Source organism: Kitasatospora sp. NPDC015120 (assembly GCF_043080305.1).
In the GTDB taxonomy this organism is placed as follows: Bacteria; Actinomycetota; Actinomycetes; order Streptomycetales; family Streptomycetaceae; genus Kitasatospora.
In genome coordinates, this window is record NZ_JBIBVJ010000003.1 from 566,457 (window position 1) to 592,429 (window position 25,973).

The 25,973-nt window shown below is 76.1% G+C and carries 24 protein-coding genes and 1 tRNA gene; 16 read left to right on the forward strand and 9 right to left on the reverse strand.

The window, feature by feature from the left end; translation table 11 throughout:
- Window positions 1-61: 61 nt before the first annotated feature.
- Window positions 62-637: a TetR/AcrR family transcriptional regulator gene (locus ACF1AK_RS11285; protein WP_391498516.1), complete on the reverse strand. Its 576-nt coding sequence runs from the start codon at window positions 635-637 to the stop codon at window positions 62-64.
- Window positions 638-735: 98 nt separating this feature from the next.
- Between ACF1AK_RS11285 and ACF1AK_RS11290 the strand changes: the two genes are divergently transcribed.
- From ACF1AK_RS11290 to ACF1AK_RS11300, 3 genes are read left to right on the forward strand one after another with little or no spacing between them, the layout of a single operon-like run.
- Window positions 736-1,209: an RrF2 family transcriptional regulator gene (locus ACF1AK_RS11290; RefSeq protein WP_391498624.1), complete on the forward strand. Its 474-nt coding sequence runs from the start codon at window positions 736-738 to the stop codon at window positions 1,207-1,209.
- 58 nt (window positions 1,210-1,267) lie between these two features.
- Window positions 1,268-2,446 (forward strand): MFS transporter, encoded by a 1,179-nt coding sequence (locus tag ACF1AK_RS11295; protein WP_391498517.1) that lies wholly within the window; start codon window positions 1,268-1,270, stop codon window positions 2,444-2,446.
- Window positions 2,443-2,718, forward strand: coding sequence for a hypothetical protein (locus tag ACF1AK_RS11300; protein WP_391498518.1), 276 nt, complete (start codon window positions 2,443-2,445; stop codon window positions 2,716-2,718). Before ACF1AK_RS11295 ends, ACF1AK_RS11300 begins: the two co-directional genes overlap by 4 nt.
- 449 nt (window positions 2,719-3,167) lie before the next feature.
- Here the strand turns inward: ACF1AK_RS11300 and ACF1AK_RS11305 are convergent, their stop codons facing one another.
- Window positions 3,168-4,481 (reverse strand): serine hydrolase domain-containing protein, encoded by a 1,314-nt coding sequence (locus ACF1AK_RS11305; protein WP_391498519.1) that lies wholly within the window; start codon window positions 4,479-4,481, stop codon window positions 3,168-3,170.
- A gap of 301 nt (window positions 4,482-4,782) precedes the next feature.
- Between ACF1AK_RS11305 and ACF1AK_RS11310 the strand changes: the two genes are divergently transcribed.
- Both ACF1AK_RS11310 and ACF1AK_RS11315 read left to right on the forward strand, forming a co-directional pair.
- Entirely contained in the window at window positions 4,783-6,270 is a 1,488-nt protein-coding gene (locus tag ACF1AK_RS11310) for an MFS transporter (protein ID WP_391498520.1), read from the forward strand.
- 258 nt (window positions 6,271-6,528) lie between these two features.
- Window positions 6,529-7,008, forward strand: a complete 480-nt coding sequence (locus tag ACF1AK_RS11315; RefSeq protein WP_391498521.1) for a ricin-type beta-trefoil lectin domain protein — start codon at window positions 6,529-6,531, stop codon at window positions 7,006-7,008.
- A gap of 76 nt (window positions 7,009-7,084) precedes the next feature.
- Here the strand turns inward: ACF1AK_RS11315 and ACF1AK_RS11320 are convergent, their stop codons facing one another.
- Window positions 7,085-7,423 carry an ArsR/SmtB family transcription factor gene (locus ACF1AK_RS11320; protein WP_391498522.1) on the reverse strand — a complete coding sequence of 113 codons (339 nt, stop codon included), beginning with the start codon at window positions 7,421-7,423 and terminating at the stop codon, window positions 7,085-7,087.
- Between the two features lie 134 nt (window positions 7,424-7,557).
- Window positions 7,558-9,087 carry an FAD-binding protein gene (locus tag ACF1AK_RS11325; RefSeq protein ID WP_391498523.1) on the reverse strand — a complete coding sequence of 510 codons (1,530 nt, stop codon included), beginning with the start codon at window positions 9,085-9,087 and terminating at the stop codon, window positions 7,558-7,560.
- Window positions 9,088-9,405: 318 nt separating this feature from the next.
- Here ACF1AK_RS11325 and ACF1AK_RS11330 point away from each other — a divergent pair.
- The 4 genes from ACF1AK_RS11330 (at window position 9,406) to ACF1AK_RS11345 (ending at window position 12,646) form a co-directional block, all read left to right on the forward strand.
- Window positions 9,406-9,485: transfer RNA gene (locus tag ACF1AK_RS11330), tRNA-Tyr, on the forward strand.
- Between the two features lie 83 nt (window positions 9,486-9,568).
- Window positions 9,569-9,868 (forward strand): YciI family protein, encoded by a 300-nt coding sequence (locus ACF1AK_RS11335; RefSeq protein ID WP_391498524.1) that lies wholly within the window; start codon window positions 9,569-9,571, stop codon window positions 9,866-9,868.
- A gap of 124 nt (window positions 9,869-9,992) precedes the next feature.
- Window positions 9,993-11,645 (forward strand): phosphoglucomutase (alpha-D-glucose-1,6-bisphosphate-dependent), encoded by a 1,653-nt coding sequence (gene pgm / locus ACF1AK_RS11340; RefSeq protein ID WP_391498525.1) that lies wholly within the window; start codon window positions 9,993-9,995, stop codon window positions 11,643-11,645.
- A gap of 368 nt (window positions 11,646-12,013) precedes the next feature.
- On the forward strand, window positions 12,014-12,646 hold the full coding sequence (locus ACF1AK_RS11345) for a hypothetical protein (protein WP_391498526.1): 633 nt from the start codon (window positions 12,014-12,016) through the stop codon (window positions 12,644-12,646).
- Between the two features lie 29 nt (window positions 12,647-12,675).
- On the opposite strand, the gene ACF1AK_RS11350 is transcribed toward ACF1AK_RS11345, so the two are convergent.
- From ACF1AK_RS11350 to ACF1AK_RS11360, 3 genes are all read right to left on the reverse strand, one after another.
- Complete coding sequence (locus ACF1AK_RS11350) at window positions 12,676-12,948, reverse strand: hypothetical protein (protein ID WP_391498527.1); 273 nt, start codon at window positions 12,946-12,948, stop codon at window positions 12,676-12,678.
- A 29-nt stretch (window positions 12,949-12,977) separates the two neighbouring features.
- Entirely contained in the window at window positions 12,978-13,823 is an 846-nt protein-coding gene (locus ACF1AK_RS11355; protein ID WP_391498528.1) for a hypothetical protein, read from the reverse strand.
- 117 nt (window positions 13,824-13,940) lie between these two features.
- Window positions 13,941-14,960 carry a hypothetical protein gene (locus tag ACF1AK_RS11360; RefSeq protein WP_391498529.1) on the reverse strand — a complete coding sequence of 340 codons (1,020 nt, stop codon included), beginning with the start codon at window positions 14,958-14,960 and terminating at the stop codon, window positions 13,941-13,943.
- Window positions 14,961-15,048: 88 nt separating this feature from the next.
- Here ACF1AK_RS11360 and ACF1AK_RS11365 point away from each other — a divergent pair, with 88 nt between their 5' ends.
- Complete coding sequence (locus ACF1AK_RS11365; protein ID WP_391498530.1) at window positions 15,049-16,713, forward strand: phospholipase; 1,665 nt, start codon at window positions 15,049-15,051, stop codon at window positions 16,711-16,713.
- Between the two features lie 56 nt (window positions 16,714-16,769).
- On the opposite strand, the gene ACF1AK_RS11370 is transcribed toward ACF1AK_RS11365, so the two are convergent.
- Complete coding sequence (locus tag ACF1AK_RS11370; RefSeq protein WP_391498531.1) at window positions 16,770-17,033, reverse strand: hypothetical protein; 264 nt, start codon at window positions 17,031-17,033, stop codon at window positions 16,770-16,772.
- A gap of 190 nt (window positions 17,034-17,223) precedes the next feature.
- Complete coding sequence (locus tag ACF1AK_RS11375) at window positions 17,224-18,102, reverse strand: NAD-dependent epimerase/dehydratase family protein (protein WP_391498532.1); 879 nt, start codon at window positions 18,100-18,102, stop codon at window positions 17,224-17,226.
- A gap of 97 nt (window positions 18,103-18,199) precedes the next feature.
- On the opposite strand from ACF1AK_RS11375, the gene ACF1AK_RS11380 reads away from it, so the two are divergent.
- The 6 genes from ACF1AK_RS11380 (at window position 18,200) to ACF1AK_RS11405 (ending at window position 25,969) form a co-directional block, all read left to right on the forward strand.
- Window positions 18,200-18,733 carry a MarR family winged helix-turn-helix transcriptional regulator gene (locus ACF1AK_RS11380; RefSeq protein ID WP_391498533.1) on the forward strand — a complete coding sequence of 178 codons (534 nt, stop codon included), beginning with the start codon at window positions 18,200-18,202 and terminating at the stop codon, window positions 18,731-18,733.
- A gap of 296 nt (window positions 18,734-19,029) precedes the next feature.
- Window positions 19,030-20,253, forward strand: coding sequence for an Hsp70 family protein (locus ACF1AK_RS11385; RefSeq protein ID WP_391498534.1), 1,224 nt, complete (start codon window positions 19,030-19,032; stop codon window positions 20,251-20,253).
- A 179-nt stretch (window positions 20,254-20,432) separates the two neighbouring features.
- On the forward strand, window positions 20,433-21,329 hold the full coding sequence (locus ACF1AK_RS11390) for a hypothetical protein (RefSeq protein WP_391498535.1): 897 nt from the start codon (window positions 20,433-20,435) through the stop codon (window positions 21,327-21,329).
- Window positions 21,330-21,434: 105 nt separating this feature from the next.
- Entirely contained in the window at window positions 21,435-22,490 is a 1,056-nt protein-coding gene (locus tag ACF1AK_RS11395) for a hypothetical protein (RefSeq protein ID WP_391498536.1), read from the forward strand.
- Window positions 22,491-22,502: 12 nt separating this feature from the next.
- Window positions 22,503-23,951, forward strand: a complete 1,449-nt coding sequence (locus ACF1AK_RS11400) for a hypothetical protein (protein ID WP_391498537.1) — start codon at window positions 22,503-22,505, stop codon at window positions 23,949-23,951.
- Window positions 23,948-25,969 (forward strand): dynamin family protein, encoded by a 2,022-nt coding sequence (locus ACF1AK_RS11405; RefSeq protein WP_391498538.1) that lies wholly within the window; start codon window positions 23,948-23,950, stop codon window positions 25,967-25,969. Before ACF1AK_RS11400 ends, ACF1AK_RS11405 begins: the two co-directional genes overlap by 4 nt.
- Window positions 25,970-25,973: the final 4 nt, after the last annotated feature.

A 25,973-nucleotide genomic window follows, 5' to 3' on the forward strand; every position in this document is an offset into this window, starting at 1 on the left:
TTCTTGAATTCCAGGTCAAAAACTAGGGCGCAAAAAGCGGCGCCACGTCGGGCGCCGTGTCTCAGAGGCCCGTCAGGGCCGTGTCGATGACCCGATGCAGGGCGGGCCGGTCGAAGGTCCTGGCCATGACCCGCAGCCCCGCGAGGGTGGTCTGGAGGAACAGTGCCTGCGCCCTGGCGTCGACGCCCCGGTCGACGTCGCCCTCCCGCTGCCCCCGCTCGATGCGGGCCGCCAGCAGCTCGATCATGCGCTCCTCGATGCGGTGCGCCGCGCGGGCGGCCTCCTCGTCCCGCCCGCCGAGCTCCTCGACGGTGTTCTGCGCCAGGCATCCGCGGCGGGCGGGGCCGTCCAGGTCGATGTCCACGAGCAGGGTGAAGTACGCGTGGATGCGTTCCTTGGCGGTGCCCGGCCGGGAGAGGAACTCCTCGGCCGCCGCCGTGCCCGTCCGGCCGTAGTGGTCGAGCGCCCTGGCGAAGAGCTCGCGCTTGGAGCCGAAGGCGTGGTAGAGGCTGCCCTTGGCCACTCCGGTCGCCTCGGCCAGATCGGCGGGGGAGGTGTCGGCGTAGCCCTTGGTCCAGAACGTCTCCATCGCCCGCGCGACGACGACGTCCGGTTCGAAGCTCCTCGGCCTGCCCATGCGGCAACCGTAGTGAGTAGTTGACCCCGGGGTCAACTACTCACCGGGGCGGCGGGGTGACGGGGAATACCGGGACGGGTAGTATCCCGATTGTGCTGATGGGCGAGGGCGTCGAGTGGGGGCTGCACTGCTGTCTGGCGCTGGCGTGGCTCGACGAGCAGGCGCCGGTCCCCGCCGGGCGGCTGGCGGAGATCTTCGAGCTGCCGCCGGTCTACCTGAAGAAGCAGCTCCAGCCGCTGGTCCGGGCCGGGGTGCTCGCCTCGGTGGCGGGTGCGCGCGGCGGGTACCGGCTGGGGCGGGCGCCCGAGCGGATCACCTTGATGGACGTCGTCGCGGCCGTCGAGGGGGCGACCGAGGCGTTCCGCTGCACCGAGATCCGGCAGCGGGGCGCGGGCGTGGAGGCGCGGGCGGGGGAGTTCGCGAAGCCGTGCGGCGTCGCGGGGGCGATGCGGCGCGCCGAACTCGCCTGGCGGCGGGAGCTGGCCGCGCAGACGATCGCCGACCTGCTCGCCGCCAGCCCGGCCGGTGCCCCGGACCGGATCCGCCGGTACCACGAGCGCCTCGGCTCCTGACAGCACGTCGATCGCGGCCCGGCCGGACGGCCGGGCCTTTTCCGGGAGGGGAATCGGGATGTCCAAGGTCTCGTTAAGGGTCGCTTCGGTGCCGGTGCCGGTGCTGGCGCTCGGGACCTTCGCCGTCGGCACCGACGCCTTCGTGGTGGCCGGCTTCCTGCCCGAACTCGCCGCCGACCTCGGCGTCTCCACGGCCACCGCCGGGCAGGCCGTCACCGTCTTCGCGGCCGCGTACGCGCTGCTCTCCCCGGTGCTCGCCACCCTGACCGCCCGGCTGCCGCGCCGCCGTCTGCTGGTCGGCGCGCTCCTCGGCCTCGGCGCCGCCAACCTCGCCTCCGCGCTCGCGCCCGACCTCGCCGTGCTGCTCGCCTCCCGCGTCGCCGCCGCGGCCGCCGCGGCGGCGTTCACCCCCAACGCCGGCGCCGTCGCCGCCTTCCTGGTCCGCCCGGAGCACCGGGCCCGGGCGCTGGCCGTGGTGGTGGGCGGGCTGACCGTGGCCACGGCCCTCGGCGTACCGCTCGGCGGCCTGGCCGGGCAGTGGACGGGCTGGCGCTGGGCGCTCGGCGCGGTGGCGGTGCTGGCGGTGCTGGCCGCGGGGGCCGTCGCGGTGCTGCTGCCGTACCTGCCGGGCAATCCGCCCGTCCCGCTGCGTGACCGCCTGGCCGTGCTGCGCCGCCCGGCGGTACGGGCGATCCTGCCGCTGACCGTGCTCGGCATGGCGGCGGCGTACACGGTGTACGCGTACAGCGTCCCGGCCCTGGCGGCGGTCGGCCTGACGGCCGGGGGCGCGTCGTGGGCGCTCGGCCTCTACGGAGCCGGGGCCGTCCTGGGGAACCTCGGCGCCGGCCTCGCCACCGACCGCCTCGGCGGCGTCAGGGTGCTGGCGGCGGGCTGCACCGTGATGGCCGCCGGGCTCGCGGGCCTCGGCGCCCTGGCCGCGACCGGCACCCGGGAACCGGTGCTGGCCGGCCTGCTCATGGTGGCCTGGGGCGCGGGCAGTTGGTGCCAGACACCGCCGCAGCAACACCGCCTGATCGCGGCCGCTCCCGGGGAGGCCCCGTTGGTGGTCGCCCTGAACTCCTCGGCGGTCTACGCAGGGATCGGAGCGGGTACGGTGGTCGGCGGCCTGACAGCCGGGCCCGGGGCGACCGCGATGTACGCGACGGCCGCCGGCCTGGCACTCGTCGCCCTCGCCTACCTGCTGCTGACGGCGGGAGAACGGACCGTGAGCTCATGACGGACGGCCTGGCGCTCCCCGCCACCGGTCTCGCGCGCCGCACGCCGAGCTACGCGCAGGGCCTGCTGCCCGCCGCGCTCTTCCACCACAGCGTGCGGACGTACCTCTACGGGCGCCTTCCCGGCGAGCGGCGCGGCTGCGGGCGGATCGCGACTACGACGACGAACTGCTCTTCCCGGGCTGCGTCCTGCACGACTGCGGGCTCGGCGCGGAGGGCGACGACGACCAGCGGTTCGAGCTGGACGGCGCCGACCTGGCCGCCCGCTTCCTGACGGGGGAGGCGGTGGCGGCGGACCGCACGGAGGCGGTGTGGGACGCGATCGCGCTGCCCATGGACCGCGAGCTCGCCGAGCGGAAGCGCCCGGAGACCGCCCTCGTCGCCCTGGGCGCCGGCTTCGATCCGGGCGGTGCGCCGCAGAAGCTCCCGCCCGGGTACGCGGACCGCGTCCACCGGACGCTGCCACGCCTGCACGCGGCAGCGGTCCTGCACGACGCCGTCGTCGGCCGGGCGCTCGAAAACCCCCGGAAGGCACCGCCGTTCACGATGCAGGGCGAACTCGTCCGCCGGGCGACCGGCCGGACCTGGCCGTCGTGGGAGCAACTCGCCCGATCGGCGGGGTGGAACGACTGCGAGGGCTACCGGCCCGACCCGCCGGCCGCGAGCCGAGACGGGGATCTCGGGCCGCTTCGAGCGGGTCGGGCCGGCCTCGCCGGGCCGGCGTCAGCCGATGCCCGCCGTGCGCCCGGCGGCGAGGTCGGGGCCGGTGAGCGGGAGGGGGAGGACGGGCGGCGCCGTGCGGGCGGTCGCGCCGGCCGGCGGGTCGCAGAGGGTCTTGACGATCAGTGAGCCGATCGGCTGACCGCTCGCCGAGGTGTCCTTGCCGAGGAACGGGTTGTGCGACAGGGCGAACTGCCGGCGCCCGTCGCGGCTGCCGAGCAGCAGGGTGCTCCAGCCGGGGAGGCTGCCGTCGTGGCCCCAGGCCGGCTCGCAGCCCGGGCCCAGGTCGATCTGGAGCACGCCGAGTCCGTACCGGCCGCCCCCGATCGTGGTCGGCACGGTGTCCGTCAGGGCGGCCATCTCGGCCGGGCGCAGCAGCCTGCCGCCGAACAGGGCGGCGTGGAAGCGGTCGAGGTCGGTCGTGGTGGAGATGCCGTTGCCGGCCGCGTCCACGAGGCTGGGGTTGAGCCGGGTGACGTCGGCGGGCCCTGCCGGCATGTCGACGTACGCGTGGGCGTGGGGGCCGCCGAACCCGGTCCCGGAGCCCGGGAACAGCGTGTCGTCCAGGTGCAGGGGCCGGACGATCCGGCGCTCGACCTCGCGCTGCCAGGGGTGCCCGGTGACCTTCCGGATGATCATTCCGGCGAGGACGTAGTTGGTGTTGGAGTAGTGCCAGCCCTGCCCGGGCGCGAAGTACGGCGGGTGCTCGGCGGAGACCGCGGCCAACTGCTGCGGCTGGTAGTCCCGGTAGCGCCACGTCCCGTACACGAAGTCCTGGAGGTCCGCCTCGCTGCGGAGCTGGAAGCGCTCGTCGTCCGTGTAGTTGAACAGGCCGCTGGTGTGGTTGAGCAACTGCCGGACGGTGATCGCCCCGCCGTTCGGCACGACGCCCGGCAGGTGGCGCTCGACGGGGTCGTCCAGCCGGAGCCGGCCCTCGCCGACCAGCTGGAGGACGACCGTCGACACGAAGGTCTTGGTCACGCTGCCGATCCGGAACCGGCCGTCCGGCCTGGCCGGCTGCCCGGTGGCCAGGTCGGCGGTCCCGGCGGCGCCCCGCCACGGGGCGCGGCCGGCGATGCGGATCTCCGCGAGCGCGGCGGTCATCCCGCCGAGGTCCACGAGGTCCCGCAGCTCCTGCTGTCCGTCGACACGCGGGCGCTGCGCCTCCGCCGACGCGGCGGCGCCGTCCGCCGCCCCGTCCGCCGCCACCGCCGCCGGGGCGAGTGCGACGACGGTGGCCCCGGCCAGGGCGACGGCGGCGAGCCGTGTCCCCAGCCGGCCGCGCCGGTGCGATGTCCGAGCCTGAACGATGGTCATGGTGCCCGCCCCTTCCCGCCCGGCGGCCCCGGGCCGTCGCCACCACGATCGCACCTGCCGCAGGCCCCGCGCGTCCTCCTCCGGGGGGCGTCACCGTGCACCGGCGGCGGAGACGGCGCCGGATCAAATCATCGTCAGGGGCCTTGACTTGGCCTTTTCCGTCCGGCAGTGCCCCGCGGGGCGGACCGGTGTTGCCTGACCGTTCGATCGTACGTGAATATACGTACCGTCAGGTTGCAGCCCCACTGCAGCCCCACTGCGGCCTCGCCGCGGCCTCACCGAGATCGAGGAGTACCTCCGCATGCCCGTGACACCGCTCAGTCCCGCCCGCCCGGGCTGGACGCTGTTCCTGCTGGCCCTGGGGCAGACCGTGTTCGCCCTGGACCTCAACATCGTCTTCGTCGCCCTGCCCGAGATCGGCACCGACCTCGGCTTCCCGGGCCAGACCCAGCAACTCGTGGTCAGCGCCTACGTCGTCTTCGCCGGGGGCTTCCTGCTGCTCGGCGGCCGCGCCTGCGATCTGCTCGGGCGGCGCCGGGTGTTCATCGGCGCGCTGGTGCTCTACGCGCTGTCCTCGCTGGCCGGGGGGCTGGCCCGGTCGCCCGAGGCGATCGTGGCCGCCCGGGTCGTCCAGGGGGTCGGCGGGGCGCTGCTGCTCCCGTCGATCCTCGCGCTGGTCAACACGCTGTTCGAGGAGGGGCCGCGGCGCAACCGCGCGCTCGCGGTGTGGGGCGGGGCGGGGGCCAGCGGGCTGACCCTGGGCGCCCTGCTCGGCGGGGTGCTCACGGAGGGCTTCGGCTGGCCGGCCGTGTTCTTCGTCAACGTGCCGCTCGCCGGGGCCATCGCGCTCGCGGCGGTGTTCGTGATCCCGCCCGACCCGGCGCGCGGCGGGCGCCGCCGCTTCGACCTGCCGGGGGCGCTGACCGTGACGGCGGGCGCCACCCTGCTGGTCTTCGCCCTGGTCGAGGGCCCCGAGCGCGGCTGGGCCGATCCGTGGATCCTCGGCGCCCTGGCGGCCTCGCTCGTCCTGCTCGCCGCCTTCGGCGTCATCGAGACCCGCAGCGCCGACCCGCTGATGCCGTTCCGGCTGTTCCGCAACCGCAGCCTGAGCGCCGGTGCGGCGATCACCTTCCTCTACATGGCCACCTTCGGCGTCCTGCCGTACTTCCTCACCGTCCTCCTGCAGAGCGTGCACGGCTACAGCGCGCTGCGGACCGGGCTCGCCTTCCTGGCCCCCTCGCTGGCCATCGCCGCCGGTACCCAGCTCGGTGAGCGGCTGACCACCCGGGCCGGGCTGCGGCCCACCCTGCTCGGCGGCTTCGCGGTCGGCGCGGCCGGGACCGCGGTGCTGGCCGCGGGGTTCGACGCCGACGCCGGCTACCTGGCGCTGCTGCCCGGGCTGGTGGTCTCCGGGGTCGCCCAGGGCGTGGTCTGGACGGCCATGTGGATCGCGGCGGCCGCCGGTACCGCCGCCCATGAGCAGGGCATCGCCGGCGGCGCCGCGTCGACCACCATGAACCTCGGCAACGCGATCGGCCTCGCGCTGTTCACCGCCGTCGCCGACGCGGGCACCGACGGGTCGGGCGCCGGGGAACTGGCCCGCGCCACGGCGGACGGAGGGTTCCTGGTGGTCCTGCTCACCGCGGCGGGGATGCTGCTGGGCCTGCTGCTCGCGCTGACCCTGCGACCGGGGCGCGCCGCCGCTCCGGACACGGCCTGGGCGGCCGCTGCCGAGGACGGGCCGGAGACCGTGGCCACCGGCGGCCGCGCGCCGTCCGCGGGGGACTGACGTCGCGCCCCGCGCCCACCGGTCGCCCCGTCTGGGGCGGCGCCTCCGGCCAAATCCGCTTCGACGGGCACAACTTGACGGACCGTCGGGGTCAGCTCGGGCGCGGTCCGCCACGCATTCGGATGAATGCGCCGCTCGGCTCCGGCAGGTGGCCGGCGATCGGTGCTACCAATGACCGTGCGCTCGGGTCCGAGCCGACGAATCCCCCCTGGTGGCGCGTGCGCCGCATGCCCTCCCACCGTGAGAACGGAGCCCCCCATGGCCATCGCACTCCGCAAGACCCTGGCCGTCGCCGCGCTGGCGCTGACGGCGTCCTTCCTCCAGGCCGGTCAGGCGGGGGCGTCCGACGCCGCCGCGCCGTCGCCGCGCATCCCGGGCCGCTACTGCCTGGCGGACGCCTGGGGCACCCCGAACCTCTCCACGAAGCCGTGCGACGCCACCGACCAGGGCCAGCACTGGACGCTCTCGGGCCAGCAGATCTCGCTCAGCAACGCGCGGGCCTACTGTCTGGCCAACGCCTGGGGCACCCCGAACCTCTCGACGAAGCCCTGCGACCCCACCGACCAGGGGCAGTACTGGACCGTCTCGGGCCAGCAGATCTCCCTCACGTTCGCCCCGGCGTACTGTCTGGCCAACGCGTGGGGCACCCCGAACGTCTCGGTGAAGCCGTGCGACGTCAACGACCGCGGTCAGCACTGGGTGGTCTTCAACGACCAGATCAGCCTGGCGCTCGTCTGACCCGGCCCGCGGGCGGTCCGCGCGGGGCCGTGTCCGGGGCGGGCCGCAGCAGCCACGGGCACGGCCGCCGCGCACGTCAGCCGGCGGCGGGGTCCTGTCGTTCGTCGTCGCGGGCGCCCGACAGCACGGCGTCGAGGAGTCCCGGGTAGCGGGCGTCGAGGTCCTCGCGCCGCAGGCGCAGCAGGTTCTCCCGGCCGGAGGGCTGCTGGTGGATGACGCCGCTGTCGCGCAGCACCCGCCAGTGGTGGGTCATCGTCGACTTGGCGGTGATGCCGATCGCGGTGAGCACGCTCCCGCAGTTGTGCGACCCGCCGCCGTCGAGGACGCGGACGGCGGAGAGGCGGACCGGGTTGCCGAGGGCGGTCAGGACGTGTTCGATCCGGATCTGCTCGCGGGCGGGATGGCGGTAGCTCATGGCCCCACCGTAACGCGAGGGTTGATGGGGACCCCACGCCGCCGTCGGCCCGCACCGCCCGGGGTGCCGCCCGTCCGCCGCACCCCCGTGAACCACGGACGGGGTGCGGCGGACGGGCGTCGGGCGTGCGGGGGTCAGGAATGGATGCCCTGGCCCGGCGTGAGGATCCCGGCCGGGTCGAAGCGGTGCTTGGCGGCCACCGCGCGCCCCCACTGGGCCCCGTAGTGGCGCCGCCACTCGGTGCGCGTCACGTCCGGGATCGCGCCGATCAGGTAGCGCTTGCCGCCCAGCGACACCGCCAGGTCGTACAGCCGGCGGTTGCGGCGCAGCGCGGCGGCGTGGTCGGCGCCGGGGAACGGGAAGGACAGCAGGTCGAAGTGGAAGCCGACCGGCTCGTCCGGCATCACGGTCAGCGGCCGGGTGAACACGTCGGTGCGGAACGGGTAGAAGAGCAGCAGGCCGGCGCCCAGGTCCTCCGGCGTCAGCAGCGCGGTGGCCTCGCGCATGAACGCCTCGGTGGTCGACGCGGGCAGGAACAGGCTCAGCCACGGCTTCGGCTGCGACCAGAGCCCGGCCGACTGCAGGTACCCGGCGAAGGCGTCCACCCGGAACGCGTACTCGCGCGCGGTCTGGTCCAGGAACGTGGTGTCGGCCGCCACGCAGCGCAGGCCGCTCACCAGCTTCGCGCGGTCCGGCGCGGCGGTGCCGTCGTAGTGGACGACGCCCTCCACCTTGTACCGCCAGCCGGTCCCGGCGGCGTTGCGCGAGACATCGCCGACGTGCAGGTCGAAGCGCTGCTCCAGCATCAGCTTCTGCTGGTCCGCGAGGTAGTCGGCCAGGTCGTCGTAGAAGAGGTTGAGCACCAGCGCCCGCTCGTGGGCCCGCACCAGGCGCAGGGTGGCCCGGACGATGAGGCCGGCCTGCCCGCCGCCGCCGAGCACGGCCTCGAACAGCTCGCGGTTGTCGCTCGCCGAGGCGGTCACCAGCCGGCCGGTGCCCGTGACCACGTCCACCGACTCGACCGTGTCCGTCTGGAAGCCGTACCGCTGCACACCGCCGCCGATGCCGCCGACGCTCAGCGTGCCGCCGACCGACAGGTGCAGGTAGTCCGTCAGGGTGGGCGGCATCCAGCCCTGGGCGAGCGCGGCGTCGGTCAGCTGCGCCCAGGTGACGCCCGCCTCGACCACGGCGCGGCCGGGGGTGATCCGGACGATCCGGTTCAGCCCGCGGGCGTCGATCGCGACGCCGTCGCGGGCGGCGGCCTGGCCGTAGCTGGAGTGCGACTCCAGCCCGGTCGCGCCGCCGGTGCCGCTCTGGCCGTTCATCGCGACCGGGATGCGGTGGCGGTGGGCGAAGGCGACCAGCGTGGCGACGTCGCGCACCGAGCCCGGGTGCAGGACGGCCCGCGGCGCGGAGGTCACCAGGTGCCCGAAGTCCCCGCCGAACCGCGCCAGCGTCCCGGCGTCGGCCACCAGGGTCCCGTCCAGCCGGGGCAGTGCGGCGAACGTGGCGCCGGCCGCGCCGGCGGGGGCCTCGGCCGGGGCCCCGGCGGTCCCGGCGGGCGCCGTCCCGACGGCCCAGGAGCGGCCGACGGTGTTCCAGCCGACGACGGTGGCCGCCGCGCCGACGATCACACTGCGGCGGGGCAGGGCTGAGTTGCTCATTACAGAAATCTCCGATCAATCGTCATATGAGCAGTGTTGTATCGCAGGCGGCGCGTACACGCGCAATAGGCCCGACCTGAACACTTCGGTGACGGTCCGTCCGGTGCACCGTCGTGCCGGGGCGGGGAGCGGTCTACACCACGTCGGGGACCGGGGACAAGATCCGGACACTCCCCGGCTCCGGTCCCGGCCCGCCGGCCAGCGGGAACGGCGGGCCGTCCGGGCGTGGCCGGACGGGCGCGGTGGCCGGAAATCCGGTTGTCCGGCCCCGGTGATCGAGGGAGAGTGGAGTCGTCGGGATCAAGGAACGACAACCGAGGGCGAGCTGGGCCTGGGAGAGCCCAAGGGCCTGTAAAGCCCCCGCTTCGGCTGTGGTGGTTCGAATCCATCCTCGCCCACCTCGGTGACCGCCCCGGGCCGTACCCACGGCCCGGGGCGGTGCGCTTCGGGCCCCGGGCCGGGAGTGGATAGGCTCGGCCGCATGTTCGTCCTGGAGCTGACCTACACCGCGCCGCTCGACCGCATCGACGCGCTGCTGCCCGCCCACGTCGAGTGGCTCGGCCGTCACTACGGGAGCGGCGCCTTCCTCGCCTCCGGCCGCAAGGTGCCCCGCGACGGCGGCGTCATCCTCGCGGTGGGGGAGGACCGGGCGGCGATCGAGGCGCTCGCGGCCACCGACCCGTTCGCCGTCGAGGGCCTGGTGGCCTACCGGGTGACGGAGTTCCTCGCCACCACCGTCGCGCCCGCCCTCGAACCCCACCGCCAGCAGCTCCCCGCCTGAGCACCCGTACGGGGCCGCCCCGGTTCGGCGACCGGTCGTGCACTGGCTACGATCGGTGAGCACGGGGCAAGGACGCGTCGGGCCGCGGGCCGGCGCACGGCGAAAGATCCAGTGGGAGTAGACGATGGCACACGCACGGGCCGGACAGCCGGCGCAGCCGGGCGACCTGGTGGACGTGGCGCGGCTGGTGACGGCGTACTACACGCTGCACCCGGACCCGGAGGAGCCCGGCCAGCGGGTCGCGTTCGGCACCTCCGGCCACCGGGGCTCCTCGCTGGACGCCGCGTTCAACGAGGACCACATCGCCGCCACCACCCAGGCGATCTGCGAGTACCGCGCCGCGGAGGGCATCACCGGACCGCTGTTCCTCGGCGCCGACACCCACGCGCTGTCGGAGCCCGCGCAGGCCACCGCGGTCGAGGTGCTGGCGGCCAACGGCGTGACCGTGCTGCTGGACAGCGCCGACGGCTACACCCCGACCCCCGCCGTCTCGCACGCGATCCTGACCCACAACCGGCGCAACCCGCACTCGCTCGCCGACGGCATCGTCGTCACCCCCTCGCACAACCCGCCCCGCGACGGCGGCTTCAAGTACAACCCGCCGAGCGGCGGCCCGGCCGGCTCGGAGGCCACCGGCTGGATCCAGGACCGCGCCAACGCCCTGATCCGCGAGGGCCTGCGCGGCGTCAAGCGGGTCCCGTACGCGCGCGCCCTGGCCGCGGCCACCACCGGCCGCCACGACTACCTCACCGCCTACACCGAGGACCTGGTCTCCGTCCTCGACCTGGACGCCGTCCGCGCGGCCGGTCTGCGGATCGGCGCCGACCCGCTCGGCGGCGCCTCCGTCGCCTACTGGGGCCGGATCGCCGAGACCCACCGCCTCGACCTGACCGTCGTCAACCCGGTCACCGACCCGACCTGGCGCTTCATGACGCTGGACTGGGACGGCAAGATCCGGATGGACTGCTCCTCGCCCTCCGCGATGGCCTCGCTGATCTCCCGCCGCGACGAGTACGCCATCGCCACCGGCAACGACGCCGACGCCGACCGGCACGGCATCGTCACCCCGGACGGCGGCCTGATGAACCCCAACCACTACCTCGCGGTCGCCGTCGACTACCTCTACCGCCACCGCGCCGAGTGGCCCGCCGACGCGGCCGTCGGCAAGACGCTGGTGTCCTCCTCGATGCTCGACCGGGTCGCCGCCGACCTGAAGCGCGAGCTGGTCGAGGTGCCGGTGGGCTTCAAGTGGTTCGTCGACGGCCTGCTGGAGGGCTCGATCGCCTTCGGCGGCGAGGAGTCGGCCGGGGCGTCCTTCCTGCGCCGCGACGGCGGGGTGTGGACCACGGACAAGGACGGCATCCTGCTCGCGCTGCTCGCCGCCGAGATCACCGCCGTGACCGGCCGCACCCCCAGCGAGTACTACCGGGACCTCACCGACCGCTTCGGCGCGCCCTCGTACGCCCGGGTGGACGCCCCGGCGGACCGCGAGCAGAAGGCGCTGCTGTCCCGGCTGTCGGCCGAGCAGGTCACGGCCGGGGACCTCGCGGGCGAGCCGGTCACCGCGGTGCTCACCGAGGCCCCGGGCAACGGCGCGGCCATCGGCGGCATCAAGGTGTGCACCGAGAACGCCTGGTTCGCCGCCCGCCCCTCCGGGACCGAGGACGTCTACAAGATCTACGCCGAGTCCTTCCACGGCCCCGAGCACCTGGCCCGGGTCCAGGAGGAGGCGCGCACCCTGGTGAACGGGGTGCTCGCCGGTCCGGCCGACGGCTGACCCGCGCACGCCCCGGTGGCCGGGGGCCGGGGGGGGGCCCCCCCCCCCCCCCCCCCGGGCGGGGGGGGGGGGGGGGGGGGGGGGCCCCCCCCCGCCCCCCCGCGCCCCGCCCCCCCCCCCCCCCGGGGTGCCGGGGGGGCGCGCGGGGCCGCCCCCGGGGGCCCCCGCCCCCCCCGGGGGGCCGCCCCCGGGGGGGGCCCCCCCCCGCGGGGCGCGCCCGGCCGGTGAGCCGTTGATGGCCGGGGCCCCCGTGCGGCCGGAGCTGCTGACCCGCCGCCGCCCCGTTGGTAGGTTGACTGGCCGATCCGACTGATCCGACCGGTCCGACCGGCCGGACCTCTCCGCCACGTCTTCACCCGGGGGACCACGTGAGCCAGCCGCCGCAGTACCCGAACGGCGAACCCCACCCGTACCAGCAGCCGACCCGGCCCCAGCAGCCGCCGGCCTACGGCGTCGCGCAGCCGTACCCGGGGCAGCCGTACCCCGGCCCGCCGTACCAGGGCCAGCCGTATCCGGGGCAGGCCGCGCCGTACGCGCCGCCCCGCAGCTCCGGCAGCCCGGTCGGCGCGTTCTTCCTCGGTTTCGCCGTCTCGCTCGTCGTCGCGGCGATCTACAGCGCGATCTTCGTGTTCACCTTCGGCGACCACCGGTCCCGGGGCGGCGTGCACACGCTCTACCTGGCGCACGCCCTCGTCAACGGGGCGGCGGTGGGCCTGCTGGTGGGCCTGGTCGGGCGCCGCAGCCCGGGCGCGTGGATCGCGGGCGCCGTGGTGGCCGCACTGGGCGCCTTCTTCGGCTACGCCAACGCGGTTCCCTTCCTGGTGCTCCGCGACAGCGGGGCCGACGGCCTCCGGTTCATGCTGGAGCACGAGCCCTTCGGCCCGGCCAAGGCGTGGTGGGGCGGCTGGGACGGGTCCGAGTGGATCTCGCTGGCGGGGCTGGCGATCGCCGCGCTGGCGGCGTGGGGCATCGCCTTCCTGACGGGCCGCAACCGCCGCTGACCCGGCCGGGACCCGCGGGGAGCGTGTCCCTACATCCGGGTCACCTCGACCCAGGACTCCCACTTGCCGCTGACGGTATGGTGCACGATGACCCCCGACACGCTCTCACCGCCGGTCAGGCCGGCCGTCACGCGGGCATCGATGGAAACGCCGTTCACCAGGCTCAGATGGTCCTTGAGCGCATCCCTGACGAACCGCTCGGGATCGGCCCGCATCGCCTCCAGATCGCTCTCTTCGAGGTCCATCCGGAAGATCTCGACTTCGCGGGCTTCGGCCTTGCCCTCGCGGTACAGCGTCGCCATGGCAACCTCCGGGTAGCAGTCGTCTGTTTTCAGGGTGCATCCGCTGCCGGATTCGGCAACCGGAAACAGGGCCGGCCGGCGCACGTCGACCCTGGTGTGCCCGGCCGGCCGTCGGCGCTCCGGGGTGGTGCGGTGTCCGGGTGGGACGAAGCCGCTCCCGGGCCCGCGCCGAGGACCATGACCACCGCGACGAGGGCCAGGGCGACGGCCACCAGCAGGGCGAGCGCCAGGGCCCCGCAGCCGCCGGTGCGCCGGGCGGCAGCGGGGCCGGCGGGCTGCGGCGCCGCCGCGGGCGGCGGCCCGCCGTCGAGGCCCTGCGCGGTCCGGCCCCCGTCCCGCGTGCGCCCGTCCCCGCCGAGCCCGGGCCGCTCGGGCACGTCCACCGCGAACGCAGCGCACGCCGCGCCCTGGCGGGCCGCGAGCGCGACCACCCGCAGGGCCACCCCGACCCGCACGTGCGGCGTGCCGTGCACCTGCCCCGCCGCCCCGGCCCCGGGGACGCCGAAGCGGGAGGCGATGTCCGGGCCCGACCCGGTGAGGACCGGCGGCAGGGTGCAGCGCAGTTCGATCCGGCGGGTCGCCCCGGCGGGCAGCGGCTCCTCGACGGCCCGCCGGTCGAAGTCCAGCCGGCCTTCGAGGGGTTCGACGGGTTCGAGGCGGAAGCCGGTCGGGCGCGGCCCCTCGTTGTGGACGAGCAGGTCCAGGGTGACGGTGGCGCCGGCGGTCCCGAAGCGGCGCGGCGGCTCGCACCAGGCGCGGACACCCGCGTCCGGCCCGGCCCGCAGATCGGTGCCGCAGTACTCGCCCGGGCAGTACCGGCCGAGCCGCTCGGCCCCGTCCGTGCCGCTGCCGCACAGTTCGCAGTAGAGCGCCATGCTGCCGCCTCCGTCCCGCCCCGGGGTTACCCGGCCACCCGCCGTGGCAACCGCCGCCGACCGGACCGGAACCGCCCCGTGACCGTGACCGCTGACGGCCCGTCCGCGGGGGCGCGGTCAGGGCGCCGCGTCGGCGGCGGCGGGCTGTTCGGCGTCCCCGAAGCGGGCCAGGGTGAGGGCCCCGGACACCGCCGCCGCGAAGCCCGCGACGGCGAGCGGTTCGAGGTCGTGGCGGGTGTGGTCGCCGAGCAGCAGCACGCCGATCACGGCCGGTCCCAGCGTCTCGCCGAGCACCATGGCCGCCGTCGCGGCCGTGACCGACCCGTTCTGCATCGCCCAGGTGAGCGCGGCGAAGCCGGCCGGCCCGGCGCACACGATCGCGTAGGCGGCCGGTTCGGTCAGCAGGTCCGGCAGCCGGGGGTCCGGCAGGACCCGCACGGCGACGCCGATCACGCCGAACTGAAGACCGGCGACCAGCCCCAGCAACGGCGCCCGGCGGCGCCCGCCGAGCCGTACGACCGCCCAGCCCGCGCCGGCCAGCAGGAACGCGACGAGCAGCGTACCGAGCCGCAGCGCCGGGGTGCCGTGCCCGGGCCCGTCGCGCCCGGCGCTGACGGCGAGCACGCACAGCCCCGCGCACACCGCGGCCACCCCGGCCCACTCGCTGCGCCGCAGCCGCACGTCCAGCACCCGGGCCGCGCCGACGGCGGTCACCGCGAGCGCCGAGGCGAGCACCGCCTCCACCTCGTACAGCGGAAGCCGTTCCAGCGCCAGGAGTTCGGCGCCGAAGCCGAGCATGTCCATCCCGATCCCCGCGAGGAACGGCCACTGCCGCAAGGTCCCCGCCAGCGCGGCAGCCCCGCCGGGCCGCTGCCCCGCGGCGGCCCGCCGCGCCCCGACCGCCTGCAGCACGGTGGCGGATCCGGTGAGCAGGGCGGCGGCCAGCGCCGCGAGCAGGCCGAAGGACATGCGCCGACGGTACGGGCCGGCGCCGCCCCGGGCCCGGTCCGGCACGCCGTACGGGCCGGGGGCGGGCGCGGTGCCGGGCCGCCGGGCCTGCCCGGCGAACGGCGGGGGCCGGTCGACGGGGGCCGGTCGGCGGGTGCGGATCAGGCCCGGTGGCTGATTGTCATGCACAAATTGGACCGGATATTACTTGTGGGTAGTGTGGCCGCGTCCGGCGGGTGAACGACCCGCCGCCCGCTCCTCGCTGAAGGAACATCACGTGTCCCGACCCGGCTCCTGCCGCTCCGGTCGCGCGCTGCGCACCGCTCTCGCCGCCGCCGCGGCCACCACCCTGCTCGCCGCCGCCCCGGCCGCCCCCGCCCACGCGGACCCCGCTGCCGCCGCCGGGGCGACGGCAGGCCCGGCCGCCCCCCACCTCGACGCCGTCGAACGCGTCCTGCGGGAGGTGTCCCCCGGACTGGAGGGCACCGTGTGGGAGCGCACCGGGGGCAACGGCCTCGCCGGAGCCGCGAACCCCGCCGGCCCGGCCGGCTGGCTGCTCCAGACGCCCGGCTGCTGGGGCGACGCCACCTGCGCCGACCGCCCCGGCACCCGGGCGCTGCTCGCCAGGATGACCGCCGACGTCTCCGCCGCCACCCGCACCGTCGACCTCTCCACCCTCGCGCCGTTCCCCGACGGCGGGTTCCAGGACGCCCTGGTCGCCGGCCTCAAGGCCTCCGTCGCCGCCGGTCACCGCCCCGTGGTGCGCATCCTGGTCGGCGCCGCGCCGGTCTACCACTCCACCGTGCTGCCCTCCCGGTACCGGGACGAGCTCGTCTCCCGGCTGGGCTCCGCGGCCGGTTCGGTCAGCCTCACCATCGCCTCGATGACCGCCTCGCGCACCGCCTTCTCCTGGAACCACTCCAAGCTGCTCGTCGTCGACGGACGCACCGTCATCTCCGGTGGCGTCAACGGCTGGAAGGACGACTACCTCGACACCGCCCACCCCGTCTCGGACGTCGACCTTGCGCTGGCCGGCCCCGCCGCCACCTCCGCCGCCCGCTACCTGGACACCCTCTGGGAGTGGACCTGCGCCCGCACCGGGGTGTTCGACAACGCCTGGTTCGCCTCCTCCGACGGCGGCGCCTGCCGTCCGTCGGCCGAGCGCGAGCTCAACCCGCCGGCCCCCGCCGCGGGCACCGTCCCGGTGATCGCCGTCGGCGGCCTCGGCGTCGGGATCAAGGACGCCGACCCCGGGTCCGCCTACCGCCCCGGGCCCGTCCCCGGGGCCGCGGACGCCCGGTGCAGCGCGCTCGCGCTGCACGACCACACCAACGCCGACCGCGACTACGAGACGGTCAACCCCGAGGAGAACGCGCTGCGCGCTCTCGTCGGCAGCGCCCGCCGGCACGTCGAGGTCTCCCAGCAGGACCTCAACGCCACGTGCCCGCCCCTCGCCCGCTACGACGCCCGCCTCTACGACACGCTCGCCGCCAAGCTCGCCGACGGCGTGAAGGTGCGGATCGTGGTCAGCGACCCGGCCAACCGGGGCGCCGTCGGCAGCGGCGGCTACTCCCAGATCAGGTCGCTCGCCGAGATCGGCGACCTGCTCAAGGCCCGCCTCACCGCCCTCACCGGCGACGGCGCCCGGGCGGCCGCCGCGCTGTGCGGCAACCTCCAGCTCGCCACCTTCCGCGCCGCCCCCGCCGCCACCTGGGCCGACGGCCGCCCGTACGCGCTGCACCACAAGCTGGTCGCGGTGGACGACGAGGCCTTCTACATCGGCTCGAAGAACCTCTATCCGGCCTGGCTCCAGGACTACGGCCACATCGTGGAGGACCGGGGCGCCGCCGCCCAGCTGGACCGGGAACTGCTCGGCCCCGAGTGGCAGTACTCCCGCGCCACGGCGACCGTCGACTGGACCACCGGCCTCTGCCGGGCCTGAGCGCCGCCCGGCGGCCGGGGGTCCGGTGACGGCCCCGTGGGTCCGACGCCCGCCGGTCAGTCGTCCAGCGGCGAGCACCCGGTGGCCGCGGAGCGGTCCCGGGTGCGCTCGCGGGCGGCGCGGCAGGGGAGGTGACGGGTGAGGGCGTCGCTGCAGTTGGCGGCGGCCATCCGTTGCAGCAGGGCGGCCAGCCGGGTGACGAGCGGGCGCAGCCGGGCCCTCAGGGCGGCGTCGGCGCGCGCGTCGATGCGCTCGATGGCGGAGCAGAGGCGGGTGACGAGATGTGCGGTACCGCGGACGGCGCGGCGGAGGTGCTTCACGCGAGTGCAACCGGTCCGTCACCCGGCCGGTTCCGGCCGGGGGCCGGGTGGCCGATGGCAGAGACCGGGCCGCGCGCCGGGCGCGCCCGGTCCGCGCCCGCGCGGGCGCCGCGCCCCCCGACGGGCCCGCCGCCCCCCGTGGGCGGCGGGCCCGTCGGCGGCCCCGTGCCGGAGCCGGCCGGTCGGGCGGTCAGTACGAGCCCGACACCAGTTCGGCCACCGCGCCCTGCCGCTCCGGCTTCCAGCCGAGCGCGGTGCGGGCCGCGGCGCCGCTGACGCTCTGGTCAAGGGCGAGCGCGCTCGCGAAGAGCGGGCCGAACACCTCGGCGGCCTGCTCCACCGGCACCGGCTGCGGGTCGCCGGGCACCCCGGCCGCGCGGCCGGCGGCCCGGGCGAGTTCGCGCACCGGGACGGCCGACTCGCCGACGCCGTGCCAGAGGGTCCCGGCGCCGGCCCGCTCGACGGCGGTCACGAACAGCTCGGCGAGGTCGTCCACGTGGACGGTCGGCCAGCGCACGCCCTCCTCGCCGTAGTACTCCGGAGCCCCCTGCCCGCGGGCCCGGTCGACCAGGAGGGCGGGGATGCCGCCGCCGCGGCCGTACACGATGCCGGGCCGCACGACGACCGCGCGCACGCCCTCGGCGGCCTCGGCCAGGACGCGCTGCTCGATCCGCGGGCGGTAGCCGACGATGTCGATCGGGTCGGTGGGGGTCTCCTCGTCGACCTCCTGGGCCTCGCCGGTGGCGCCGAGCACCCAGACGCCGCTGGTGTAGACGAAGGGGCGGCCGGTGCCGCGCAGCGGGGCGGCGAGCGCCGCGATGACGGCGGTGTCCACATCGGCGTCGCCGCTCGGGGGAGCCAGGTGGATCACGCCCTCGATGTCGGGGGTCACCGCGCCGGCCAGCGAGGCCGGGTCGGCGGTGTCGCCGACCACCTGGGCGTGCCAGCCCCGGCCGGGCTGCGGCTCAGGGTTGCGGGTGAGCGCGACGACCTGGTGGCCGGCGGTGGTGAGGTGCTCGGCGACGGCGGTGCCGATGTAGCCGGTGGCGCCGGTGAGCAGGATCTTCATGACATTCCACCTCTGTCGAAAATTTCGATATCGAAACTATAGGCACGCGGGATCGGCACTGTCAAACATTTCCACGTCGAACTGTTAGGATCGGTGCATGACGGAACAGCAGCCGCAGCAGCACGACGGCGTCGACCGCATCACCGCACAGTGGCGCGCGGTCCGCCCCGACCTGGACGCCTCCCCGATGGCGGTGATCGGCCGCATCTCCCGCGCCTCGCGGCTGCTGGAGCGCGGAATCAAGGACAACCTCGCCGCCCACGGCATCGAGCCCTGGGAGTTCGACGTCCTGGCGACCCTGCTGCGCTCCGGCCCGCCGCACGTCCTCAACGCCGGTGAGCTGAGCGCGGCCGCGATGGTCAGCTCCGCGGCGCTCACCAACCGCATCGACCGTCTCGTGGAGAAGGGCCTGGTCGACCGGGCCGTCGACCCCGCCCACCGCCGCCGGGTGCTGATCTCGCTGACCGGTGCCGGCGAGGAGCTGGCCCACCGCCTCGTCGAGCACCACCTCGCCGGCGAGGAGCGCCAGCTCGCCGGGCTCACCGCCGCCGAGCGCGAGCAGCTCGCCGGTCTGCTGCGCCGGGTCCTCCTCGCCCTCGGCGACCACGCCGAGGACCCGGCCGAGGGGTAGTCGTCCGGCGGGGGAGCCGCCGGGAAGTCGTGCCGATTCGGTCACCTGACGGTGTTTCGGCCGAGCGCCGGGCCGAGACTGGTCGCGGCGCCCCGGTCCGGGGGAGCGGGGCGCCGCCCGAGGGGGCGGCTCCGGGAGGCACCCGACCGGCAATGGCCATGCCATTGTTACAAGATGTGCTGAGTTTCTCCACCGTTGCCCCCGGGGCCCTACCATCCTGCGCGGGGGTGCCGGAGTTCCGGCTTCCGGTGCCTGCCCGTGCGCCCCGTGACGCCGCAACTCCCTTGCGAGGAAACGTGTCTGACTGGTCGTTGGCGATCGACTTCGGTACCTGCTTCACCACCGCGGCCGTGCGCGTCGAGCAGTCCGGGGCGGCAGGGCCGGGGGCGGTGGCGGCGGTCGAGACCGAGAACAGCCGCTATCTGCCGTCCCTGGTCTGCCTGGACGACGACGGCCGGCTGCTCACCGGGCGGGCCGCCGTGCAACTCGCCGCCCAGCGCCCGGAACGCGCCGAGCAGCACCCCAAACGGGCGCTGCTGCGGCAGCCGGCCGTGCTGCTGGACGACCGCGAGGTGGCCACCGTCGACCTGGCAGCCGCCGTGCTCGCCCGGGCGGCGGACGGGGCCCGGGCGCGGCGCGGCGGCACGGCGCCGGCGCGCACCGTGCTCACCCACCCCGCCGACTGGTCGCCGGGGGACCTCGACCGGCTGGTCGAGGCCGCCCGGCGGGCCGGTCTGGACGCGCCGGACCTGCTGCCGGAACCGGTGGCGGCCGCCCGCTTCCACGCGGCGGACGCCGCCCCGGCGGACGGCGGCGCACCGATCGCCGTCTACGACCTCGGCGGCGGCACCGTGGACATCGCCGTGCTCCGCCGGGAGGCGGACGGCTTCCGGGCCGTCGCGGTGGCCGGCGACCCCGACTTCGGCGGCCGTGACCTCGACCAGGCCCTGTTCGTACTGCTCCGCGACCGTGCGCTGGACCTCGACCCCGGGCCCTGGCAGCGGCTGTGGTCCGACCCGGCGCCCGCGGCCGCTCACCAAAGGTCCCAGCTCGCACGCGAAGTGACCCTGGCGAAGGAATCCCTGTCGCAGACCGGCACGGTGTACCTCGCGGTGCCCGGCTACCCGGATCCGTTCGTGGTCCAGGGCGGAGAGTACCGGGCGGCCGTCACCCCCGCGCTCACTGCCTCGGTGGGGCTGCTGGAGCGGACCGTCGCCCGCGCCGGGCTGACCCCGGACGGGCTGGGGGCCGTGGTGCTCTGCGGGGCCGCCAGCCTGACGCCGCCGGTCGCCGACCTGGTCGCCGCCTGGCTGGGCCGGATGCCCGACCTGGCCGCCGATCCCAAGGCCGCCGTGGCCCTCGGCGCGCTCACCGACCCGCCCGCTCCGCCCGGGCCGTCGGCCCCGGGCGGTCCCGACACCGACGTCGGCTCCGACCGGGCGGGCGCCGAGGAGCCCGCCGCCCGCCGCTGGAGCGTCACCCACTACCCGGACGAGGTCGATCCCGAGCTCTGGTTCTGAGCCGCCGGCGCTCCCGCCCCGTCACCGACCCGTCGCACCACCACCGTCACCGTCACCGCCCGCCGCCGTCACGGCCTCGCCGCCGCTCCGCGCCCTGCCGCGGCCCCGGCGTGCCCGGCCCCGCCCTGCCCGAAAACGCACCACCCGCCCGAGGACCCGCGAGAACCGCGAGGAACCGCATGGACATCGTGATGCTCGGCCACAGCGCGGCCGGGAAGACCAGCTACCTCTCCCTGATGTACGCCGCCATGTGCGACGGCGTCGAGGGCATGACCCTGCGCACCGCCGACCGCGACGCCCACCGCTCGCTGCTGGCCGACGCCCGCGCCATCCTGCGCGGCCGCTACCCGAGGGCCAGCGACCGGCCGCACTGCTACGAGTTCGTGCTCTGCCACGACGGCGACGAGGTCTTCCCGTTCCGCTGGACCGACCACCGCGGCGGCGCGCTCACCGAACACCGCCGCTCCAGCGCGCAGGCCGCCCGCCTGCACGACGACCTGGTCGCGGCCGACGGCATCGTGCTCTTCGTCGACGCCCTGCGCCTGGACACCGACCCCGAGGCCGCCGAGGACGTCCGCCGGCTCGTCGTCCGCGTCCACCAGGCCGTCGCCGACCGGGAGGAGAGTGTGACCCCGCTGGTGATCGCCCTCACCAAGACCGACCTCGTCGACCTCGGCGCGCCCGACGCGGAGGAGCGCTTCGTCGGACCGTTCGTGCCGCTGATCGAGGCCGTCCGGGACACCCGGCACATCCAGGGGGCGTTCATCCCGCTGGTCTGCGGGCCGGAGCCGGAGGGCGTGGCGCTGCCGGTGCTCTGGACGCTCCGGTTCGGGATCATCGGCCGGGCGATGGAGCTGTCCGCCTCGATCGACAGCCTGATGGCCTCCGCCCGTTTCGCCGACCAGCGCGACACCCTGTGGGACCGGCTCAGCAGCTGGTGGGAGGACGAACCGTCCTGGGCCTCCATCCGCGACCGCGACCGCGCCCGGGCCGCTGCCGAACTCGCGCGCCTGGAACCGCTGGTGGAACCGGCCGACCGGCTGGGCGAACTGCTGGAGGACGTCCTCGCGTTCTGAGCGCTCCGATCGGACCGACCCACCACCGGCGAACAGCGCCACCGGGCAACGACGTCACCGACGACCGACCGACCACCGACCCCGCCAGACGAAGGACACCGCACGATGACGGTCCCCACCCTCACCCTCACCATGCTCGGAGCCAGCGGCTCGGGCAAGACGGCCTACCTGCACGGCATGTACAACCGGCTCTCCATGGGCGTCCAGGGCTACTACCTCTACACGACCGACCCCGATCTCGACCTCGACCTCGCCGAGGACTGGGCCCGGCTGCGCCGCACCGGCACGATGCCCAAGGCCACCTCGGACCGGCCGATCTCCTACGAGTTCGTGTTCCGCCGGGGCATGCGCGACCTCATGACCATCGACTGCGTGGACTTCCGCGGCAACGCCGCCCTGGACCGGCGCGGCGCGGCCGAGGACGTCGCGCTGCTGGAGGACCGGCTGATGCGGTCCGACAGCATCATCCTGGCGCTGGACTCCGAGCACGTGGCCGAGTGGATCAAGCACGGCGCGCCCGGCAGCCTCGACCGGGACGACGACCCGATGGAGATCTCCCGGTTCAGCCGCGCGATCTCCCGGGTGTTCAGTGCCCGGCTGGCGGACGGTGACCCGGTCCCCGGCGTCACCGTCCTGCTCACCAAGGCGGACCTGCTGGCGGAGCGCACCGGCCTGCGGCCCGCCGAGGCGCTCCAGACGGCCGGCCGCAACTTCGCCAAGCTGGTCCCGGTCCTCGGCGGCGACGACGCCGAGGGCGTCACGGTGGCGCTCTGCGCCGTCCAGCTCGGCAACTTCGGCGCGGCGGCCCAGGCCACCGTGGACGCCAGCCGGATCGCCCCGAAGAACCTCCACCTGCCGATCATCTTCAGCCTCCGCCACTACCTCAGCGAGGGCATCGTGCGGAACCGGCAGGAGATGACCCGGCTCGCCGGCAGCCTCGACGCCTCGCGCGGCGAACTGGCGGCGCTCAGCCAGGGATTGTTCGGCGGGCTGTTCAAGGGGGCGCAGAAGAACAGCGCCCGGCAGGAGATCGACCGGCTGCTCGCCAGCAGCTCGGCGACCTCGGCCGACCTGCAGCGCGCCCAGGAGCGCTGCCGGGAGCTGGACGAGGAGCTGCGGGGGGTCGCCATCTTCCGCGACGGCCGGCTGCTCACGGACTGAGGGGCGAACGCCATGACGAGGAGCACGACCCACGGGCCCGGGCCCGAGAACGCCGACGGCTGGTCGGCGGTGGTCTACGGCCGCACCCTGCGGGTCGACCAGTGGTGGCGGGCGCTGCCCGCCGGGGTCGACCGGCAGGGCCCGGTGGGGGAGGCCGTGCGCGCCGCCGTGGCCGGCGGGAGCCGGCTGGAGCACGGCCCGCGCTTCCTGCTGCACCGTGACGACCAGGGTGTCCTGGTCGGCGCCGCCTGCGAGCTGGACCTGATCAGCCGGGTGATGGTGCAGGACCGGTTCGGCCGTCCGCTGTACGGCTTCGTGGGCTGGTACCGGCCCGCGTCGGCCGGCAGCGGCGGGCGGGTCCCCGCACTCGCCGAGCTGGCCGGCCACCTGGCCGACTGGGCCGGACCGGTGTACGCCGAGTGGACCGCGCAGACCTGGGAGGCGGCCGGGCGGGAGGAGGCCGAGCCGCGGACCACCCGGGCGGTCGCCGCGCCGTGGCCGGAGCGGGCGCCGCTCGCGGCCGGGGCGGCGCCGCCGCCGGTGGTCTGGCGGCCCGCCCTTCCGGCCGGGTGCCACCTGCTGCCCGAGGCGGACGCGCCCGGCCTCTGGGTGGCCGCCGCGGCCGGGCCGGGCCGGTGCGTACTGGTCACCGGCTGCCGCCGCCGCACGGACGCCGACGCGGACCGGCTCACCCATCTGACCAGCGCGGACTGCCACGGCTACGAACTGCTGCGGCCCCTGCCGCCCCCGCCCCCGCCGCCGCCCCGTCCCGTGCCGCCGCCGCCCGCGCCCGCGGCCGAACCGGGACCCGGTGCGACGCCGGGAGCCGGGCCCGGACCGCGCCCCGGACCGTCCGGATGGGGGAGGGCCGCACGCCGGATCGGGAAGGCCATGGCCGACGCCTTCTGGTCGGAGGAGCCCGAGCCGCAGGAGACCGGACGGAGCGGACCGGGGCGCCCGGAGGCCGCACCGAAGCGCCGGGGCCGGGCGGAGAGCGACCGGCTGGCACCCGCGAAGCCGCCGGGGGGCGAGCCGTGGCCCGGTCGTGACCGGGACCGCGACCCGTACGACGGACTGGGCGAGCCGCCGCCCGAGCCGCGGCGCCCGGAGCGCCCGGAGCGCCGGGAGCGCCGGGAGCGCCCGGAGCCGCCCGTGCCGGAACCCTTCCGCTCCGCTGCGTCCGGCGCCGCGGCGCCCGGCTCCGCCCCACCGCCCGCGGCCGGCCCGCCCCGGCCGGCCGCGGACGAGCCGCCGCGCTGGCGGACCCGGGCGGTCGACCCGCGACAGGCCGACCTGTCCGGCATGTTCGGCGAGTTCGACGACGACCCCGGACCGCCGCCGCCCGCCCCGCCCCTCACCCCGCCCCTCACCCCGCCCCTCACCCCGCCGCCCGCCCCGCCGACGAGCCCCTCCGGCGACCCGGGTGCCCGGACCGACCCCGCCACGGGAGAACCCTCATGACCCCGCCCCGCCCCGAAGCCCCCTCCCACGCCCGCGTCCTCGACTTCGCGACCCGCACCGCCGCCCTCCTCGAACGCGCCGCCCGCACGGCCGCCGCCGAAGCGCCCGGCGAGGACCGGCCGGCCGGTGCCGCCGACGGCGCCCGGCGCGTGCGCTCGGAGGCCGCCCGGGCCGCGGGCGGCGCCGCCTCCCTGGTCGTCGTCGGCGAGAAGAAGCGCGGCAAGAGCTCCACGATCAACAGCCTGGTCGGCGTCTGGGACCTCCTCCCGGTCGACGCCGACGTCGCCACCGGCGTGCACGTCGTCGTCCGGCACGGCGAGCGCCCGCGCGCCGAGGCCTTCCTGCTGCCCGGCGCCGGCGCCGGCACCGCGGCTCCCGACGGCGCCGCCCCCGACGCCGCGCCGCCCCCGCAGCCGATCCCGCTGGAGCGGATCGCCGAGTACGCCGCGGTCGACCCGGTCACCGGCCGCCCGCACCGCCTCGACGTCCACCACGTCGAGGTCGAACTGCCCGTCCCGCTGCTCGCCGCCGGCCTGGAACTCGTCGACACCCCCGGCGTCGGCGGCCTGGTCAGCGGCCACGCCCGACTCGCCCTGGCCGCCCTGGAGAACGCCGACGCGCTGGTCTTCGTCGTCGACGGGTCCAGCGAACTCACCCGCTCCGAGCTGGACTTCCTCGCCCGCGCGACCGAACGCACCGCCGAGACGGTGTTCGTGCTCACCAAGACCGACAGCCACGACGCCTGGCCCGCCGTCCTGGAACGCAACCGCGAACTGCTCGCCCGGCACGCCCCCCGGCACGCCGGAGCCCCCTGGTTCCCGGTCAGCAACCGGGCCCGCCGGGACGCCGCCGACGCCGCCGGGGCGGGCCGGCTCCAGGAGGCCGCCGAGCTGCTGGACGAGAGCGGATTCGAGCCGCTGGACGCCCTGCTGCGCCGCCGGATCGCCGCCCGCGGCGCCGAGCTGCGCCTCGCCAACGTGGTGCACGTCGCCCTCGCGGCGCTCGCCGCCCCGCTCGCCGACCAGGAGCTGGGCCTGCGCTCGCTCCAGCAGGACCCGACCCTGGCCGCCGAGGTCGAGCGCGCCGAGGAGGCGCTGCGGCTGCTCCAGCCGGACAGCGCCCAGTGGCGGCGTGTCCTGACGACCGGCGCCCGTGATCTCAAGAACACCCTCCAGCTCGGCTTCCGGCGCAGCCTCAACGACGTCCGTCAGCAGGGCGAGGCGAAGATCGCCACCTCCGAACCCGCTGCGCTGGCCGAGGAGTTCCCGGCCGAGCTGGAGGCCCAGGTGGAGGCGGTCTGGGTGCAGCTGGACAACGCCGCCCGGCGCGGCCTGGCCGTCCTGGAGGAGCGGGTCCGGCGCGAGTGCGCCACCGTCCTGGACGCCGGCCGCACGGACGCCGGAGGCCGCGGCGCGGAGCTCGCCGTGGTGGAGGACGGCGCCGTCCTCCACGCCGAACGCGGCGTCGCCCTCCCGGAGATGGTGCTCTCCACGCACCGCGACGGCGGCGCCCTGGGCGTGATCGAGAACGTCATCCCGTCGGTCGGCACCGCCGCCACCTTCGGCACCGTGGTCGCCCTGGTCACCAGCAGCGTGCTGCTGCCCGCCGTGGCCGGCTACGCGATGCTGGCCGTGCTCACCCGCCGCCGTCGCCAGCGCGCCGAACTCGGCCGGGTGCGCGGCGACGCCACCCGCCACCTCAACCGGGTGCTCACCGAGCTGAGCACCGAGATCCCCGCCCAGATCACCGCACACGTCGACGAGCTGACCGACCGGCTCGCCGTCGCGCTCGACCGGGCGATCGCCGACGAGCGGCTCCGGCTGGAGCGCCAACTCGCCGACCACCGGCGGAACCTCGCCACCGAGGCCGCCGACCTCGCCGCCGCCCGGGACCGCGCCAGGCGGCGGATCGGCTCGCTCACCACCCTGCGCGACGAGGGGATCGCCCTCGCCCACGCCCTCGGCGTCACCCCCGCCGATCCCTCCGACCCCGCCGCCTCCGACCCGGACCGGAGCTGACCGC

Coding starts and splice junctions, on each gene's coding strand:
- ACF1AK_RS11285 (WP_391498516.1), bottom strand. CDS start 637: ATGGGCAGGCCGAGGAGCTTCGAACCGGACGTCGTCGTCGCGCGGGCG.
- ACF1AK_RS11290 (WP_391498624.1), top strand. CDS start 736: ATGGGCGAGGGCGTCGAGTGGGGGCTGCACTGCTGTCTGGCGCTGGCG.
- ACF1AK_RS11295 (WP_391498517.1), top strand. CDS start 1,268: ATGTCCAAGGTCTCGTTAAGGGTCGCTTCGGTGCCGGTGCCGGTGCTG.
- ACF1AK_RS11300 (WP_391498518.1), top strand. CDS start 2,443: ATGACGGACGGCCTGGCGCTCCCCGCCACCGGTCTCGCGCGCCGCACG.
- ACF1AK_RS11305 (WP_391498519.1), bottom strand. CDS start 4,481: ATGACCATCGTTCAGGCTCGGACATCGCACCGGCGCGGCCGGCTGGGG.
- ACF1AK_RS11310 (WP_391498520.1), top strand. CDS start 4,783: ATGCCCGTGACACCGCTCAGTCCCGCCCGCCCGGGCTGGACGCTGTTC.
- ACF1AK_RS11315 (WP_391498521.1), top strand. CDS start 6,529: ATGGCCATCGCACTCCGCAAGACCCTGGCCGTCGCCGCGCTGGCGCTG.
- ACF1AK_RS11320 (WP_391498522.1), bottom strand. CDS start 7,423: ATGAGCTACCGCCATCCCGCCCGCGAGCAGATCCGGATCGAACACGTC.
- ACF1AK_RS11325 (WP_391498523.1), bottom strand. CDS start 9,087: ATGAGCAACTCAGCCCTGCCCCGCCGCAGTGTGATCGTCGGCGCGGCG.
- ACF1AK_RS11335 (WP_391498524.1), top strand. CDS start 9,569: ATGTTCGTCCTGGAGCTGACCTACACCGCGCCGCTCGACCGCATCGAC.
- pgm (WP_391498525.1), top strand. CDS start 9,993: ATGGCACACGCACGGGCCGGACAGCCGGCGCAGCCGGGCGACCTGGTG.
- ACF1AK_RS11350 (WP_391498527.1), bottom strand. CDS start 12,948: ATGGCGACGCTGTACCGCGAGGGCAAGGCCGAAGCCCGCGAAGTCGAG.
- ACF1AK_RS11355 (WP_391498528.1), bottom strand. CDS start 13,823: ATGGCGCTCTACTGCGAACTGTGCGGCAGCGGCACGGACGGGGCCGAG.
- ACF1AK_RS11375 (WP_391498532.1), bottom strand. CDS start 18,102: ATGAAGATCCTGCTCACCGGCGCCACCGGCTACATCGGCACCGCCGTC.
- ACF1AK_RS11380 (WP_391498533.1), top strand. CDS start 18,200: ATGACGGAACAGCAGCCGCAGCAGCACGACGGCGTCGACCGCATCACC.
- ACF1AK_RS11390 (WP_391498535.1), top strand. CDS start 20,433: ATGGACATCGTGATGCTCGGCCACAGCGCGGCCGGGAAGACCAGCTAC.
- ACF1AK_RS11395 (WP_391498536.1), top strand. CDS start 21,435: ATGACGGTCCCCACCCTCACCCTCACCATGCTCGGAGCCAGCGGCTCG.
- ACF1AK_RS11400 (WP_391498537.1), top strand. CDS start 22,503: ATGACGAGGAGCACGACCCACGGGCCCGGGCCCGAGAACGCCGACGGC.
- ACF1AK_RS11405 (WP_391498538.1), top strand. CDS start 23,948: ATGACCCCGCCCCGCCCCGAAGCCCCCTCCCACGCCCGCGTCCTCGAC.